General features: G+C 37.0%; 15 protein-coding genes. 1 reads left to right on the top strand and 14 read right to left on the bottom strand.

Annotated elements, in window-relative coordinates; all coding sequences use genetic code 11:
• Positions 1-213: hypothetical protein (locus AC3WOM_RS11535; protein ID WP_492446852.1), on the top strand; the 213-nt coding region annotated here is incomplete at its 5' end.
• A 619-nt stretch (positions 214-832) separates the two neighbouring features.
• Here the strand turns inward: AC3WOM_RS11535 and AC3WOM_RS11530 are convergent.
• The 14 genes from AC3WOM_RS11530 to hutU all read right to left on the bottom strand — a co-directional run bounded on the left by AC3WOM_RS11530 (position 833) and on the right by hutU (position 16,446).
• Positions 833-2,686 carry an SLC13 family permease gene (locus AC3WOM_RS11530; protein WP_427539768.1) on the bottom strand — a complete coding sequence of 618 codons (1,854 nt, stop codon included), beginning with the start codon at positions 2,684-2,686 and terminating at the stop codon, positions 833-835.
• Positions 2,687-2,850: 164 nt separating this feature from the next.
• Positions 2,851-3,465: a nicotinate (nicotinamide) nucleotide adenylyltransferase gene (gene nadD / locus AC3WOM_RS11525; RefSeq protein WP_492446850.1), complete on the bottom strand. Its 615-nt coding sequence runs from the start codon at positions 3,463-3,465 to the stop codon at positions 2,851-2,853.
• A gap of 27 nt (positions 3,466-3,492) precedes the next feature.
• Positions 3,493-4,956 (bottom strand): nicotinate phosphoribosyltransferase, encoded by a 1,464-nt coding sequence (locus AC3WOM_RS11520; protein ID WP_492446848.1) that lies wholly within the window; start codon positions 4,954-4,956, stop codon positions 3,493-3,495.
• A gap of 23 nt (positions 4,957-4,979) precedes the next feature.
• On the bottom strand, positions 4,980-5,534 hold the full coding sequence (locus AC3WOM_RS11515; protein WP_492446846.1) for a cysteine hydrolase family protein: 555 nt from the start codon (positions 5,532-5,534) through the stop codon (positions 4,980-4,982).
• An 81-nt stretch (positions 5,535-5,615) separates the two neighbouring features.
• On the bottom strand, positions 5,616-6,416 hold the full coding sequence (locus AC3WOM_RS11510) for an NUDIX domain-containing protein (protein WP_492446845.1): 801 nt from the start codon (positions 6,414-6,416) through the stop codon (positions 5,616-5,618).
• A 171-nt stretch (positions 6,417-6,587) separates the two neighbouring features.
• Positions 6,588-8,135 (bottom strand): L-glutamate gamma-semialdehyde dehydrogenase, encoded by a 1,548-nt coding sequence (gene pruA, locus AC3WOM_RS11505; protein WP_492446843.1) that lies wholly within the window; start codon positions 8,133-8,135, stop codon positions 6,588-6,590.
• A gap of 56 nt (positions 8,136-8,191) precedes the next feature.
• The gene (gene dapA, locus AC3WOM_RS11500) at positions 8,192-9,079 is read right to left on the bottom strand and encodes a 4-hydroxy-tetrahydrodipicolinate synthase (protein ID WP_492446841.1); all 888 of its coding nucleotides are present in this window, start codon (positions 9,077-9,079) and stop codon (positions 8,192-8,194) included.
• A 21-nt stretch (positions 9,080-9,100) separates the two neighbouring features.
• A complete protein-coding gene (locus tag AC3WOM_RS11495) occupies positions 9,101-10,087 on the bottom strand; it encodes a hydroxyacid dehydrogenase (RefSeq protein ID WP_427539748.1) in 987 nt (328 codons plus the stop codon).
• Between the two features lie 109 nt (positions 10,088-10,196).
• The gene (locus AC3WOM_RS11490; protein ID WP_492446838.1) at positions 10,197-10,919 is read right to left on the bottom strand and encodes an amino acid ABC transporter ATP-binding protein; all 723 of its coding nucleotides are present in this window, start codon (positions 10,917-10,919) and stop codon (positions 10,197-10,199) included.
• The gene (locus AC3WOM_RS11485) at positions 10,916-11,572 is read right to left on the bottom strand and encodes an amino acid ABC transporter permease (RefSeq protein ID WP_286927221.1); all 657 of its coding nucleotides are present in this window, start codon (positions 11,570-11,572) and stop codon (positions 10,916-10,918) included. Before AC3WOM_RS11485 ends, AC3WOM_RS11490 begins: the two co-directional genes overlap by 4 nt.
• A 29-nt stretch (positions 11,573-11,601) precedes the next feature.
• Positions 11,602-12,378, bottom strand: coding sequence for a transporter substrate-binding domain-containing protein (locus AC3WOM_RS11480; protein ID WP_492446836.1), 777 nt, complete (start codon positions 12,376-12,378; stop codon positions 11,602-11,604).
• A gap of 159 nt (positions 12,379-12,537) precedes the next feature.
• A complete protein-coding gene (locus AC3WOM_RS11475; RefSeq protein WP_427539738.1) occupies positions 12,538-13,254 on the bottom strand; it encodes a GntR family transcriptional regulator in 717 nt (238 codons plus the stop codon).
• A 253-nt stretch (positions 13,255-13,507) separates the two neighbouring features.
• A complete protein-coding gene (gene hutI / locus AC3WOM_RS11470) occupies positions 13,508-14,779 on the bottom strand; it encodes an imidazolonepropionase (protein ID WP_492446834.1) in 1,272 nt (423 codons plus the stop codon).
• Complete coding sequence (gene hutU / locus AC3WOM_RS11465; RefSeq protein ID WP_492446832.1) at positions 14,776-16,446, bottom strand: urocanate hydratase; 1,671 nt, start codon at positions 16,444-16,446, stop codon at positions 14,776-14,778. Before hutU ends, hutI begins: the two co-directional genes overlap by 4 nt.
• Positions 16,447-16,451: the final 5 nt, after the last annotated feature.

The following is a 16,451-nucleotide window of genomic DNA, read 5'->3' as shown; positions in this document are numbered from 1 at the left end:
GATCAAACTCTCCATAAAAGAAATTTGATTAGCTCAAATTGTTTTGCTGGCATCAATTTTGATGTCCAAAATTTTTGCTTTGTTCACCAGCAGAAGCTAGCTACTAAAAACTTGATTGATTACGTTTTGCTTGTTCAGTTTTCAAGGTTCATGTTTTGCTTTGTTTTAGCGTGTCACCGTGGCGACTTGTATAATACTACACCCCTTTTTTAAAAAGGTCAACACTTTTACTGAAAAAGATTTTATTTTTTTATTAAAGCAGAAAACCTTCCTATATTAATAATTATATATTTTTTTGGTTTCAATCACTGCTTCTTGAATTGTTTTAATGTAATATCGCTAACTAAAATATAATTTTATCATATTTCTTAATTAAGAATTAATAGATTTTTTTAGAAAAAGGAACAAAAAAACTCGGTATAAAAACCGAGCATATCAATTATGCCTCGGCATAATTGAGTCCGGAATCGGCTTTGTGCTTAGGTCTGCATGAAGCAGGTCAGTTAGCCGTTATCGCATGGATGTGATGATTTTAGGCTAACATCCTTTACTAACTCCTTTCCGATTCCGTGACATCCGCCAGAGGCTTTGGGCCAACAGATGTTTTTTGCGCGAATGCGTAGTGCTAACGTAGCGTCAGCAGCACGATGTCGGTCACTCAGGCGTTTTCACAGGATGTGAAGATCTTAGCCTGAGTTCCTCTATTTCAGCGGGTGTTTGGACACCCGCTGAAAAGTAGCTTAAATTTGCATTCATCTCACCACCTATAGAGGTGGGAGACTTCTGTATCTGCCGCTATGCTTTCTATACAAAAAACATTTGCTGAAAGAAGTTAAAATGGGAAAAAGAACGGGATGGCTGTCATCATAACAATAAACATTACAATCTGTAACGGAATACCTATTCTTACAAAATCCATAAATTTGTAGCCCCCTGCTGTCATTACCAGCGCATTGGTAGGTGATGCAATTGGTGTGGCAAACGCCATGCTTGCCGCTACTGCTACTGCAATCATAAACGTTGTTGGACTAACATCCATTGCAATCGCAGCACTCATTGCAATAGGTGAAAACAATACAGCAGTTGCCGTATTACTAATAAATTGACCAAAAACGGCTGTCAAAATATAAACACCTATGAGCACTCCATAAGGTCCAAAATCACCAAGGGCATTGATGATACCATCAGATAAAATAGCCATACCTCCTGTTTTTTCTAATGCTGTCGCCATTGGTAACATTGCGGCAACCAGCACAATGCTTTCAAAATTCATATTGCTATAGGCGTCTTCCATATTTCTTAAACAACCTGTTAATATCATTAGAACTGCACCAATCATTACAGAAATAACAGCAGGGAAAATTTCGAATGCCATTAAAATAATCATGAACAGCATAATAATACCAGCAAGACCAGCTTTACCTGTAGCAGCCGCTACACTTGCATGTTCCTTCGGCTGACCAACAACTACGACATCCTGGGTCTCTCTTGCTAACAAAAGAATTTCATCCCATGCGCCTTGTACTAATATAGCGTCTCCAAATTTCAACTTATGAGAAACCATATCTTGAAGCTTATATCCACCTTTTCTATTAATACCAATAATGTTTAGATTGTATTTTTCTCGGAATCCAAGAGAACTAACTGTTTCGTTGATAAAGCTTGAATTTGGTGTAAGCAAGACCTCTGCAATACCGAGATGTTTTGACACCAATTCATCGGCCTCTCCCTCTACTAACCCTTGCATCTCAAGATGATAATCTTCTACAAAACGGCGAATGTCCTCTTCTTCTCCTTGAACATACAGCTCATCCTTAGCATGAATAACACTTGTTGGACCTGCCATTTCTTGATAAGTCATCGGCAGTAAATTAATGCCCTCCTGTGATTTGCGATGAATTTTCATCATGCAAAGCATATACTTTGCTGGCAGTTTTAATTCTGCTAATGATGTATCAATAATAGGAGATTCTTCTGGAACAGAGATTTTAAATAGACGATTATTTAAATCATACTGCTTAATAATTTTCTTTGGCGAAAGTTTGTAGCCTTCATTTGTCTGGGTACGATTTTGTTCCTTTGGTAATAGGATATTGCGTACAAGCACTAAATAGGCGATACCCGCAATCATTCCAACAATACCTATAGGTGTTATTTCAAAAAAACCAAGTTTGTTATAACCCCTATCAACTAATAATTGACTAACAATTAAGTTGGTTGGTGACGCAATTAATGTCATAAGACCAGACAGACTTGCTACATATGAAAGTGGCAGTAGAAACTTAGAAGGGCTGACTTTCATACTAATCGCTATACTTACAACTATTGGCATCATTAATGCTACAGTACCTGTATTACTCATAAAGGCACCGACAGATCCTACAATAACGAGCAGTAATACAAATAATTTCAGCTCACTATTGCCAGACCATTTGAGCAATAATTGTCCTGCCATTCCCGCAAGACCAGTACGTAAAATTCCTGCACCCACGACAAATAGCCCTGCAATCATTAAAACTACAGAGTTTGAAAAACCAGATAATGCCTCTGTGGGTGTTAAAATATCCGTAATGACAAATGCCAGTAGTGACACAATAGCTACCAGATCTGCTCGTATTTTATTGGTCACAAATGCGAAAATTGTTGCTCCTAAAATAAGAAATGTTAATGTAAGCTGCACATTCATGAATTCCTTTCTAACATTAATCATTATATTTTTTGACAGCAAAAAAGTTTTATTTCATTGCTATTTTTATTATAGCTTACGGGAGAGTATATATGATAAAATTCACCATTTTTTCAAAATTAAAATAAGTGTGGCACTTAACCACACTATTAAAAAAACATTAGTTATTTAAGATAAAGATGATGCTCTTTAATATAATCGTAACATGTATTAGGTAAGAGATATCTTGGTTCACCACCCATCGCAAATTCTTCGCGAATATAGGTTGAACTAATTTCCATTGCTAAGCCCTTATCTATAAGATGGAATCTCCCATCATCATTGTTTCTTAAAATCGGAGAACGACTAATTGTTGATAGCATATCAATTCCATGCCTTGCCATTACAATAAATTTATTTTCTGCTACTAATGCGTCCCCCTTTTTCCATAATCCCGCACCAATATCCACTAATAAATCAGCGCCCATAATAAAATGAACTTCATCCTCTTGGTGCTTTTCTCTAAAATATTTCATGGTGTCATATGTGTAAATATTCCAGCCCTCTTGAATCATTTCATAGGAATCTGCAATAAATCGATCATCCTTGGCAATTGCTAGCTGTAGCATATTCCAGCGATGATTATCCTCTGTTTTTATTGTTTTATCCTTCCGTTTATTCGAGCAAGGCAAAAAAATAACCTTATCTAATTTACAGCGGTGCGCAACCGTGCTAGCTGTCCAAAGATGAACATTGGTAATAGGATCAAAGGACGAACCATAAATACCTATCCTCGCCATCGTGTCTCCCTCCTATTTCTTTTACATTTAAGTATTCATCCCGTAAGAAATCTTGTCTTTTATTGCCTGTATGCTTGCCATTTTATTGTCCCAACAGGCTTGACTTAAATCGACAGGATATTCTTCTGGGTTCATCGTTCGTTTGTACTCACACCATAACAATTGTAAGTTTTTATTTACATATGCTTGTGTTTCTTGGATAGGAGGTTCCTCATACACAACTTCCCCATTTTCTACGATGCTTTCATGTAACTCTATCGCTGTAAAGTTCGTAACAAATTTACTGATATACGTATGAACAGGGTGAAACATTTTTAATCGCTCTATTTGCTTAATGTTTTCCCCATCTAATGCAATATAGTCACCTTCAGCATGACCATTCTCATTATTAACAATTCGGTAAACACGCTTGCGACCAGGGGTAGTCACTTTTTCAGGGTTTGCTGAAATTTTAATTGTATCGACCATTTCTCCACTCTCATTCTCAATAGAAACTAATTTATATACCCCACCCAGGGCTGCCTGATCATAGGCTGTAATCAGCTTAGTACCGATTCCCCAAGCATCAATTTCTGCCCCTTGTGACTTTAAATGCATAATAGTATATTCGTCTAAATCATTAGATGCCATAATTTTTGCTTCTGTAAAACCTGCATCATCTAGCATTTTTCTTGCCATTTTCGAAAGATAGGCTAAATCGCCGCTGTCTAAACGGATACCAACAAAATTAATCTGCTCTCCTAATTCCTTTGCTATACGAATTGCATTTGGAACGCCTGAGCGTAATGTATCATAGGTATCTACTAAGAAAACACAGTCTTTATGTGACACTGCATATTTTTTAAACGCAGTATACTCATCTCGATAAGTTTGAATCATCGCATGAGCATGTGTTCCTGACACTGGAATACCAAATAATTTCCCTGCCCTTACATTACTTGTTGCCGAAAATCCACCAATATAAGCTGCACGAGTTCCCCAAATTGCGGCATCAAATTCATGAGCACGTCGGGTACCAAACTCCATCACGACATCTTCACCTGTCACCTGTTTTATACGTGATGCCTTTGTCGCGATAAGTGTTTGGTAGTTCACAATATTTAACAATGGCGTTTCAATTAACTGGGCCTCTGCCAATGGTGCCTCAATTCGTAGGATTGGCTCATTGGCAAAAACTAGCTCGCCCTCCCTCATCGCCTTAATAGATCCTGTAAACTTAAGATCCTGTAGGTATTGTAGAAATTCCTCTGGATATTTCTTCTCTTCTCGCAAATATTGAATATCACTTTGAGAGAATCTAAAATTATTTATAAACTCTATCACTTTTTTTAAACCAGCGAATATCGCATAACCATTGCCAAATGGAAGTTCTCTAAAATATAGCTCAAAAGCAGCTTTACGTTGATGAACACCATCTTGCCAATAAGTTTGAATCATATTAATTTGATATAAATCTGTGTGTAACATGAAGCTATCATCTGCATATTTCATGTTCTACCCTCCATTCTTGTTGGTCAAATAATAGTAGCATCAAGTGTTTGCTCAAAATGACTTAACGCCCACTCATGCCCTGTTTGATTAAAAGATGCAACAGCATTTTTATGAATTACAATCTGGAATCCTTTATTATAAGCATCTACCGCTGTATGAAGAACACAGATATCTGTACAAACTCCAATTAAATGAAGCTCAGTAATTTCTCTTTCACGTAATTTCAACTCCAAATTTGTCCCTACGAAGGCAGAGTAGCGTTTTTTATCAAGGTAATAGACATGGTCCTGCTCTTTATTTGATTCATATAACGCTTTTAAAGCTCCATATAAATCTCTACCTTTTGTATTGCGAATATTATGAGATGAAAATAACTTTGTTTCAGGATGATAAACATCCCCTTCTTCATGAACATCTATTGCAAATATAGTAAACTCACCATTCTCGATAAATTCCTTTGTTAAGTCAAAGTTTGCCCGCTCAAGCAGCTGTCCAGGCTCTCCACAAGTTAGAGCTCCATCTGTGGCAACAAAATCCACCGTGTAATCAATATTAATTAAAGCTCTCTTTTTCATCATTTCATCACTCCATTCCATTAATTAGTAATACTATAATTACAAATTACATTTGTTAAAATAATCAGGAAAGACGAATCTTTCCTAATGGTAAATGGACTCAACAATTTCAAAATCATTAAATGTATATAGTTGTGAAGGTCTGAAAGAATTTCGTTTCGTTTTCTTCGGCTTCCCTTCCTCATCCAGTACCCTTTCGATAAAAGTTAGTTTGGGTGCCTTTGTAAAGAATACGGAATCATTTGAAATTCGAGAATCTTCTCCAACTGTCAGAAGCACTCGCTGTAATTCAGACAAAGTAAACTCTTGTGGTAAAAAATTTTTAGCAACTGTTGTTTGTATCATATCTCTTTTAATAAATTCCAAAGCATCGGTAATAATTTGGCGATGATCAAATGCTAGCTGAAGGGTAAATACCTCCTCAATATCAAATAGCTCCACCTCGGCAGCGTCATCGTTTGCCTGTCGTTGCTCAATAAATATTTCTGGAACAATGGCGTAAAAGGCATTTGAAATCATCCAACCACGAGGATCTCGATCAATTCCATCATAAACACCAAAATGTTGTATATGTAAACCCTCTACATTTGTTTCTTCCTTTAACTCTCTTTTTGCAGCGATATAAGCTGTTTCCTTTTGACTGGCATCTATAAAACCTCCTGGTAGTGCCCATTTACCGCCTTCAATATTCGGATTTCCTTCAGCATCCTTTGCTGCACGTTTAATGAGCATAATCTTTAGCGTCATATTTGGCGGTGCTTTTTCCTCTTTTTTTTCTGAGACAATTGTAAAAATAGCAATATCTGCGGTATAGCCATCAGGTGTTTGATATTTTGAAGAATCATAGTTTGCAAGCACTTCTTCTTCACTACGGAATTTTGACATTGAAAAACTCCTTTATTTTATTGAAGTAATTTGTAATTCTATAATTACTATTTAACAAAATGATACTCGTAAATACTAATAATTGCAACTCTTTTATAACTAAGATTAACCAACCATTTGCCTTTAAAATCATCGACAAATGGTTGGTTAATGCAAGGTTATTATAAAGCCTTAAAGCATTTCTGAGCTTGTTTTTGCTTGCAAATGAAGAAGTAAATAATCTGGCCCACCAGCCTTTGAATCTGTTCCTGACATATTAAATCCACCAAACGGCTGATAACCAACAATAGCGCCTGTACAACCACGGTTGAAGTAAAGATTTCCGACATGGAATTCTTCACGAGCCTTTTCAATATGCTCACGGTTATTTGTAATCACTGCACCAGTTAAGCCATATTCTGTATTGTTGGCGATTTCAATTGCATGATCAAAATCCTTTGCTTTCGTAAAGCCAACTACTGGTCCAAAGATTTCTTCCTTCATAATTCTTGCCTCTGAAGAAAGATCAGCAAATACAGTTGGCTGAATAAAGTAGCCTATAGAATCGTCGCCTTTTCCACCTGTCAACAGCCTTCCTTCCTGCTTACCAATCTCAATATAATCCATGATTTTATTATACGCATTCCGATCAATTACTGTTGCCATGTAGTTTGAATAGTCTGTTGGATCACCTTGAGTCAATTCATCTGTTAACGCTACTACACGTTTCAGAACTTGATCGTATACATCTTCTACAATAACTGCACGAGAACATGCAGAACATTTTTGACCAGAGAAGCCAAATGCAGAAGATACTATCGAAGTCGCTGCTAATTCAAGGTCTGCTTCTTTATCAACAACAATTGTATCCTTTCCACCCATCTCAGCAATCACACGTTTTATCCAAATTTGTCCATCATGCACTTTCGAAGCACGTTCAAAAATACGAAGACCAACATCACGTGAACCTGTAAAGCTGATAAATCGAGTGTCTTTATGATCAACAAGGTAATCCCCCACTTCTGAGCCACTTCCTGGCACGAAGTTAAGAACACCTTTAGGAAGACCTGCTTCCTCCATCACTTCAACAAATTTAGCAGCAATCACTGGAGTAGTAGAGGCTGGCTTTAATAATACTGTATTACCTGTCACAATTGCCGCTACTGTTGTCCCAGCCATAATAGCGAATGGGAAGTTCCAAGGAGAGATAATAATCCCCACTCCTAATGGAATATAGTCATAACGATTAAATTCATTTGGACGACTTTGAACAGGTGAGCCGTCTTTAATTAAAAGCATTTGACGACCATAATACTCCAAGAAATCAATGGCTTCTGCTGTGTCTGCATCTGCCTCCTTCCATGGCTTACCCGCTTCCTTTGTTAGCAATGCTGAAAATTCATGCTTACGGCGGCGAATAATTGCAGCAGCCTTAAATAAAACATCTGCGCGAAACTCAGCTTTCACTTTTTTCCACGTTTTAAATGCTTGAACAGCTGCTTGCATAGCTTTTTCAGCTAGCTCTTTATTCGCCTTCGATACACGTCCAATCACTTCTCTTTTATTGGAAGGATTGTAGGAAATAATCTTATCCTCTGTGGTAATTCGCTCTCCACCAATCACTAAATCGTAATCTTGCCCTAAGTACCCTTCAACGGTTTGTAAAGCATTCAAATAATCTAATCGATTAGCTTCAACACCAAAATCAGTAAACGGCTCATGCCTATATGCTACTACCATATATACCTCCAATATTGTTATCTACTCAGCTTATTGAGCTGAAAAAATTAGAATCCTTATCTTACGGGCACAACCAGCTCTGTTAATTTATTTTTAAGGTCTACTTCAACACTAGATGAAGCATCTACTAACGGCACTGAAACTGAACCAACAGGTATACCGATTAAATTTAATGCAGCTTTTAAAGGGCCTGGATTTCCTTCTTTATATAGCGTCTTCATTAATGGGAAAAACTTTTTATGCAGTTCTACTGCTTCATCGTAGTTTTTCTCTTGAACTAAATCATAAATCTTCACCCATACATCTGGAATAAGATTAGAGCTAGCTGTTATAGCCCCTGGTGCTCCTGCAATAAATGAAGACACTGCTCTGAAATCCTCTCCACAAAGAACGGAAATTTTATCACCAACAGTTTGAAGTAGCTCAAGGACATCACCTATATTATCCGAGCAAACCTTCATTCCAACTACATTTGGTACATTTTCAACAATCTCTTTTACTGTATCATTTGCCAAATGAATGCCTGTTTTATATGGAATGTTATAGAGGATAATAGGCATATCTAAACATTTATCAATCGCTTCATAATATTCGATAAAACCTTGTTTAGTCGGACTTACATAATATGGTGTCACAATCATTACAGCGTCCGCACCAGCCTGTTTTGCATAGTTGCCTAATTCCACATTGTCACCTAATCCTGGAGAAAGTAATCCTACTACTACTGGGACACGACCATCGATAGTACTTAATGCAACATCAATAGCAATTTTTCGCTGTTCCATATTGAGCGCAGCATATTCTCCTGTTCCACCTAATACAAGTAAAGAGTGAATATTATTATTTAGTTGATCCTCGATTAAATTTGCGAAGCTTTGTTTATCAACAGACCCATCTTGATGTAAAGGTGTTACTAACGCTGTCATAATTCCATTAAATTTCATTTTAATAGTCTCCTTTAAATATTATTTATAAGCCTTTGCATTACCCAATACTTGTGGATTTACTACATTTCTTGATATTTTTCCATTTAACACAACACCAACTTCTTGTGTTATCGATTCAGAGCATCTATCTTTTGCCTCTAATGTATCGCCACCAAAATGCGGTGTAAAAATTACATTCTCCAATGTAAAAAGAGGGTTATCACTATTTGGAGGCTCATGCTCTAAAACATCTAACGCTGCACCAGCTATTTTTTTAGTAACTAAGGCGCTATATAATGCTTGTTCGTTTATCAATGAGCCTCTTCCTAAATTAATTACAAATGCTGAATCTCTCATTAACTCAAATTGCTTAGCAGAAAATAAATGATATGTGCTTTTCGTTAGCGGTGCATGTAAAGAGATAAAATCACATATTGGAAGAACCATATTTAAGTCATCGGTTTTAACAACACCATGTAGCTGCATCTCTGATTCTGTAACAAACGGATCAAACCCTAAAACATTCATATTAAATGCCTTTGCTTTTTTAGCTAAATCCTGTCCAACCCTTCCCATTCCTACGATTAAAAGTGTCTTTCCATTCACTTCCATAGGAAAATAGGTTTCTCTATAATGCCATTCATTGTTTCTAACTTTAGAATCACTAATATTTAAGTTTCTACTTAAAGCTAAAATAGACATCACCGCATGCTCTGCAACAGAGGTGTAATTACTGGACGGTGCATTCAACACAACTATTCCAGTTTCTGTTGCACTTGGAACATCTATATTATCTAGCCCGACTCCATGCATTCCTACTACCTCAAGGGAGGGGCAGCTTTCTAAAATATTTCTTGTAATTTTTTCTGTTCTAACAATGACTGCATGTGCCTGATGTTTGTTTATATAGTCTATAATGGTCGCCTCTGAACCATTGGGTGCCAACACTACATTAAAATGATCAGTCAAGTACTCAACACCATTCGGTCGAATCGTTGGTTCAATTAATAGGACTGTTTTTGTCATGTAATTTCTCCTTCAAAGACAAAGTTATGATACTTAGTATACTAAGTTAGTGTAAAAAAATTTCGAGAATGGGAGTCTTTGTTTATCAACAGAAAGACTCCATTAGTTTTTATAATACTTTTGATAAAAATGCTTTTGTTCTTTCATGAGATGGGTTTGTGAAAATATCTCTAGGATTTCCTTCTTCCACTATATTACCACCATCAATATAAATAACTCGATCGGCTACTTCCCGGGCAAATCCCATTTCATGTGTGACAATGACCATTGTCATTCCTTCTTGTGCTAATTGTTTCATAACCCGTAAAACCTCTCCAACCATTTCAGGGTCCAGTGCAGACGTTGGCTCATCAAATAGCATTACATGTGGCTCCATTGCTAAGGCTCTTGCAATCGCAACACGCTGTTGTTGTCCACCAGATAAATTAGAGGGATATGCAGTTGCTTTTTCTGCTAAACCCACTTTTTTTAACAGCTCCATCGCTTGTTTTTCAGCTTCTTCTTTCGTTTTCTTTTTGAGTCTTATTGGTGCTAATGTAATATTTTCAATAACAGTTTTTTGCGGAAACAGATTAAATTGCTGGAAAACCATCCCCATTTTTTGACGAAGCTTATTAATATCAACGGTTTTATCTATAATATTTTCGCCTTCTACAATAATTTCGCCACCACTCGGTTCTTCTAAAAGATTCAAGCATCTTAAAAATGTACTTTTACCTGAACCAGATGAACCTATAATACAAACAACTTCTTTAGCTGCAATCTCTGTGCAAATATTTTTTAAAACTTGTAAATCTCCAAAGGATTTAGATAGACTATTAACCTTTATCATGTAATCACAAACCTCCGTTCCATCTTAGTAGAAATAAGGGAAACAGTATAAATGGTGATAAAGTAGAATAATCCTACCATCGTTAAGATTTCAAAGGATCTAAAATTCATCGCATAGATGGATTGTCCAACCATTGTTAATTCAGCTATTCCGATAACTGACAGCATCGATGTATCCTTAATCGCGTGCGTTAATTGGTTCACAAATGACGGAATCATACGTCGTACAGCCTGTGGTAAAATGATTAAAGCCATTGTTTGAGCATAAGAGAAACCTAAGGATCTTCCTGCTTCCATTTGTCCCTTACCAATTGATTCGATTCCTCCACGGAAAATCTCTGTATTATAAGCTCCAATATTAAAGCTTATGGCAATCAGTCCTGCTGTAAAAGCCGAAAGATGTATATCCAAAGCTGTTGGTGCACCAAAGTAAATAAATAATATTTGAATTAGTATTGGTGTTCCGCGAATAAGATTAACATATATTGCTGCAGGATAACGTAAAATTGCATACTTTGACATCCTCATAAAACACGCAATTAGCCCAATTATAAGTGAGAAAATTATTGATAAAATGGATATTAATAGCGTCATATATAAACCTTGCAGAAGATAAGGCAGTGCATCTGTCATAACTTTGAATGTTGTTTCCATTAAAACACCTCACTTCACATTAACTATATTTATTTACCAAACCATTTTTCATGGATTTTGTCATATTCCCCATTGTCCTTAACTGTTTTTAAGCCAGCATTAATCTTATCTACTAACTCTTTATTCCCTTTTTTAACTGCAAAAGCATGTTCATCGACTGTCATATGCTCTCCCACAATTCGGAATTTCGTATTGTCACCATCTACCGCTAAACGATACTCAACTGTTGGGGAGTTAAGCACAAGTGCATCTGCATTTCCATTTTCTACATCTAAATACAGCGCATCTGTTTCTTTTAGTGGCTTCGCTTTTCCACCATATTTATCTGCTAATTCCTTTGCCTTTTCAAAAGTTGTAGAACCTTGTGTAGCAACAATTGTTTTTCCTTTTAAATCCTCAAAGGATTGGATGGAACTATCATTTGCTACAGCAAGCACTAATCCAGAATTTAAAAAGATATCTGAGAAATCTACAACTTCCTTGCGTTCTTCACGTATTAATAGTGAAGAAGCGATATCTACCTGATTAGATTGTAAGCCTGGAATAAAACCATCAAATTTCATTTCTTTAAATTCTAACTCTAAATTTTCTACTTTTGCAACCGCTTGCAATAAATCATATTCGAAGCCAGTTAATTTACCATCCTGTTTAAAAATAAGAGGCGGATAGTTATTTAAAGCAGCTACGCTTACTTTTTCGACACCACCAGCACCTGCATTAGAGTTGCTTTTGTTACACCCCACGAGAATTATGGACAACAGCCCAATAGTCCCTAATAAAAATAACAACCTTTTCATCTTATACATTACGACATCCCCTTTACTCGCATTTATTTTGTTAATTCTGATAATAGCGAATAATTAAATATTAAGTTATAGCACTAAGGATGTCAACAACTTATAATACTAAGTATTATAATAATTTAATTTTTAAATTTACCAATATCAAACGGGATGGTTAATTCATTAGTATCTAAAATAAGAATAGTACTTCCAATTATCTGTATTTATATAGAATATATTTAAATCCATAGGAACCTTATTTTTTGCATAAGATATTCTTGTTCCTTTTAACACGGCTGTCGTGTCTGGTATCTGCAAAGCACCTGCAATATAAGGAGTCGCAATAACCGCCTCTATTTCATCCTCTACTTCAACGATATCGATATTGACTTGCTCTTTTAGTAGTTGTTGTACAGAAGAAATTGCTGTATTTTCTTGATAAACATTAGAGGATACTACAGGGCGGATATAATGCTCTAAGAAAAACATTGGTTGATTGTTTAAATATCGAATTCTTTTTAAATAAATGATTTCTGTATCCTCTTCTAGTTTTAATAGCTTAGCAAAATGTGGATTGACCACCTTTTTAATTTCAATTGTCCGTACAGATATTTTTTCCCAATCGTTTGAATAATGGTTTCTAAAGCCAGACATACTAGTCCATGTTTGTTTCGGCTGTTGGTTGCTTACAAAAGAACCCTTCCCTTGAACTCTATGAATTATTTTGTCATTTTCAAGCTGCTTTAGCGCATTTCTTACTGGTGTACGGCTTACCTTGAACATTTTTTCCAGTTCAGCCTCTGAAGGTAAAATATCACCAACAAGATATTTGCCCTCTGCAATTTCTTGCTTAATTGTGTCATAAATTTTTTGATATGCAGGTTTCGTTTGAATAATCATCTACCCCACTTCTTTTTAGAATATAATACCCTATAATTCATTATTTTTACAAATACTTATAATACTAAGTATACATAAGGGTATATTTTTATACTAAGCATGGTACATTAATTAATTATAGTTATTTTTTAAATTTAATCATTAAAAAAATCCCTCCAGTAGTAAACTGAAGGGATTAAAACATCTTATTTATTTGTAAAAAGTATATACTGGAAGCATTAATAACGTACTTAATCAATGCTCCATTTATTTATTAATTTAAAAAAATACCATTTCGCACAACGATTCGCCCGTTTTTAATAACAGTATTTGTATGGTTCATGCCATAGAAATATTGAAGTTGTTTGTAGTTAGCAACATCTAAGATAACAACATCAGCTTGTTTATCTGCCTCAAGTGAACCAATTTGTTCGCCTCGATTAATTGCGTATGCAGCATTAATCGTTGTTGCAGTTAATACTTCCTCCAGTGTCATTCCCATATGCATACAAGCTAAATTCATAATAAAAGGTAGACTCATTGTTGGCGATGATCCAGGATTAAAATCTGTTGATATCGCTACAGGTACCCCTTCATCGATCATTAGACGCCCCCTTGCAAATGGTGCACGTAAGAAGAATGCAGTTCCTGGCAACAATACAGCAATCGTACCCGCTTTAGCCATACTTTGAATCCCCTCATCAGAGGCAACCAGCAAATGCTCGGCTGAAATTGCTCCTACCTGTGCAGCAAGCTCTGCTCCCTTATACGGCTCAATTTCATCAGCATGAATTTTTGGCGTTAAACCAAATGCTTTTCCAGCCTCTAAAATACGCTGTGATTGCTCCGGTGTAAAGACGCCTTTTTCACAAAATACATCATTAAATTCAGCCAGTTTTAGCTCCGCTACTTTAGGTAGCATGTCATGAATCACAATATCAACGAATTCATCCTCACGCCCCTTATAGTCTCGCGGTACTGCATGTGCTCCCATAAAAGTACTAACGACATCAATATCATGAGCTGCTTGTAATTTTTTGGCTACCTCCAGCTGTTTCTTTTCCGTTTCCCAATCCAAGCCATAGCCCGATTTTGCTTCAACTGTTGTCACACCATGCTTTAAAAATACATCTAAGTGTTGCATCGTCTTTGCATATAAATCTTCAAAACTAGTTTCACGTGTACGCTTTGTTGTGGCGTGAATCCCACCACCTGCATTCATAATTTCCATGTAGGTAGAACCATTGAGTCGCATATTAAACTCTTGCTCGCGTGTCCCACCATGTACTAAATGCGTATGACAGTCCACCAAGCCTGGCATAACAATCTTACCAGAAGCATCAACGATATCTGCTTTCTTGACTAAATCAGGGAAATTTACTGCCAGCTGGTCAAATGCCCCAACAGCTATAATACGATCTTCCTCAATAAGGACACTGCCATTTTCAACAACAGCAATTTCTCGCATTTGTTCCTTTGCGCGTGGTCCTTGAACATTATTTTTTAATGTAATGACTTCATTGGCATTTTTGATTAAAATGGTCACTTCACATCATCCTTTAACATTGGTATATGCACACCTTTGTTTTTCGCTGTTTGTATTGCAATATCATAGCCTGCATCCGCATGACGGGCAACACCCATCCCTGGATCTGAAACTAACACACGTGCAATTTTCTCTGCAGCGAGCTCTGATCCATCTGCTACTAACACTTGACCTGCATGCTGTGAATAACCCATTCCTACACCGCCACCATGATGAACACTTACCCAGCTGGCACCGCTCGCTGTATTAACAAGGGCATTTAAAATCGGCCAATCTGAAACAGCGTCCGAACCGTCCAGCATTCCCTCTGTTTCGCGATTTGGTGATGCCACTGATCCTGAATCTAAATGATCACGTCCAAAAACAATCGGTGCAGATAATTCACCATTCGCCACCATTTCATTTACTTTTAATGCAAAGCGATGACGATCTCCATAGCCTAGCCAGCAAATACGTGCAGGTAGCCCTTGCCATTTCACCATTTTTTGAGCCATATTAATCCAATTGACTAGACCTTCATCCTCAGCAAACATCTCTTTTGCAAGTGCGTCTGTTTTATAAATATCCTCAGGGTCCCCTGAAAGCGCTGCCCAGCGGAACGGCCCTTTTCCTTCACAGAACAATGGACGAATATAAGCCGGTACAAAGCCTGGGAAATCAAAGGCATTTGTTACACCCATTTCTTTGGCATATGCTCGAATATTATTGCCATAATCAAATACTTCTGCACCAGCCTCTTGGAACTCTAGCATTGTACGAACATGCTCTGCCATAGTTTCCTTCGCTTTTCGCTCATATGTTTTCACATCTGTTTTACGCAGCTCTAGCGCTTGCTCAAATGTCATGCAGTTTGGTACATAGCCATTTATCGGATCGTGTGCAGATGTTTGATCCGTCACAAAGTCTGGAATAATCCCTCGATTCAGTAGTTCACGATTAATGTCTGCGCAATTACCAACAAGACCAATAGAAGCTGGCTCTTTTTGATCACGTAATTTATTGACTAATGCTATCGCTTCGTCCACTGTCTCTACAATGTAATCGCAGTAACCTTCTTTTATTTTACGCTCAATGCGGGCGCGATCCACTTCTACTACTAGAATCACAGCTCCCGCCATTTTCCCAGCTAATGGCTGTGCACCACTCATACCGCCCATACCACCTGTAAGGATGAATTTGCCACGTAAATCCGCAGTGCCAAATACTTTTTTCCCTGCTTCTACAAATGATAAATAAGTGCCCTGTAAAATTCCTTGAGCACCGATATAAATCCAACTGCCCGCAGTCATTTGACCATACATCATTAAATCTCTATCTTCTAATTCATAGAAATGATCCCAATTTGCCCATGCAGGTACTAGATTCGAATTGGCAATTAGCACACGTGGAGAATGCTCATGTGTACGGAACACAGCTACTGGCTTCCCAGATTGAATCAGAAGTGTTTCATCATTTTCTAATTCTTTTAAAGAAGCAATAATTTGTTCATAGCTTTCCCAATTTCGGGCAGCCTTCCCAATACCACCATAAACAATTAGCTCATCCGGATTCTCTGCTACTTCTGGATCTAGATTATTCATTAGCATACGCATTGCAGCTTCTTGTGTCCAACCTCTACACGATAATGTCGTTCCCCGTGGTGCACGAATATTTGTTGTTGTTTTCATAACGA

The sequence above is a fragment of the Lysinibacillus sp. FW301-JW8 genome, assembly GCF_058788755.1.
This window is presented reverse-complemented; position numbering and strand designations above follow the sequence as displayed.

Coding starts and splice junctions, on each gene's coding strand:
- AC3WOM_RS11490 (WP_492446838.1), bottom strand. CDS start 10,919: ATGATAAAGGTTAATAGTCTATCTAAATCCTTTGGAGATTTACAAGTT.
- AC3WOM_RS11515 (WP_492446846.1), bottom strand. CDS start 5,534: ATGATGAAAAAGAGAGCTTTAATTAATATTGATTACACGGTGGATTTT.
- AC3WOM_RS11520 (WP_492446848.1), bottom strand. CDS start 4,956: ATGAAATATGCAGATGATAGCTTCATGTTACACACAGATTTATATCAA.
- AC3WOM_RS11530 (WP_427539768.1), bottom strand. CDS start 2,686: ATGAATGTGCAGCTTACATTAACATTTCTTATTTTAGGAGCAACAATT.
- AC3WOM_RS11510 (WP_492446845.1), bottom strand. CDS start 6,416: ATGTCAAAATTCCGTAGTGAAGAAGAAGTGCTTGCAAACTATGATTCT.
- hutU (WP_492446832.1), bottom strand. CDS start 16,446: ATGAAAACAACAACAAATATTCGTGCACCACGGGGAACGACATTATCG.
- pruA (WP_492446843.1), bottom strand. CDS start 8,135: ATGGTAGTAGCATATAGGCATGAGCCGTTTACTGATTTTGGTGTTGAA.
- AC3WOM_RS11480 (WP_492446836.1), bottom strand. CDS start 12,378: ATGTATAAGATGAAAAGGTTGTTATTTTTATTAGGGACTATTGGGCTG.
- AC3WOM_RS11495 (WP_427539748.1), bottom strand. CDS start 10,087: ATGACAAAAACAGTCCTATTAATTGAACCAACGATTCGACCGAATGGT.
- nadD (WP_492446850.1), bottom strand. CDS start 3,465: ATGGCGAGGATAGGTATTTATGGTTCGTCCTTTGATCCTATTACCAAT.
- AC3WOM_RS11485 (WP_286927221.1), bottom strand. CDS start 11,572: ATGGAAACAACATTCAAAGTTATGACAGATGCACTGCCTTATCTTCTG.
- AC3WOM_RS11475 (WP_427539738.1), bottom strand. CDS start 13,254: ATGATTATTCAAACGAAACCTGCATATCAAAAAATTTATGACACAATT.
- dapA (WP_492446841.1), bottom strand. CDS start 9,079: ATGAAATTTAATGGAATTATGACAGCGTTAGTAACACCTTTACATCAA.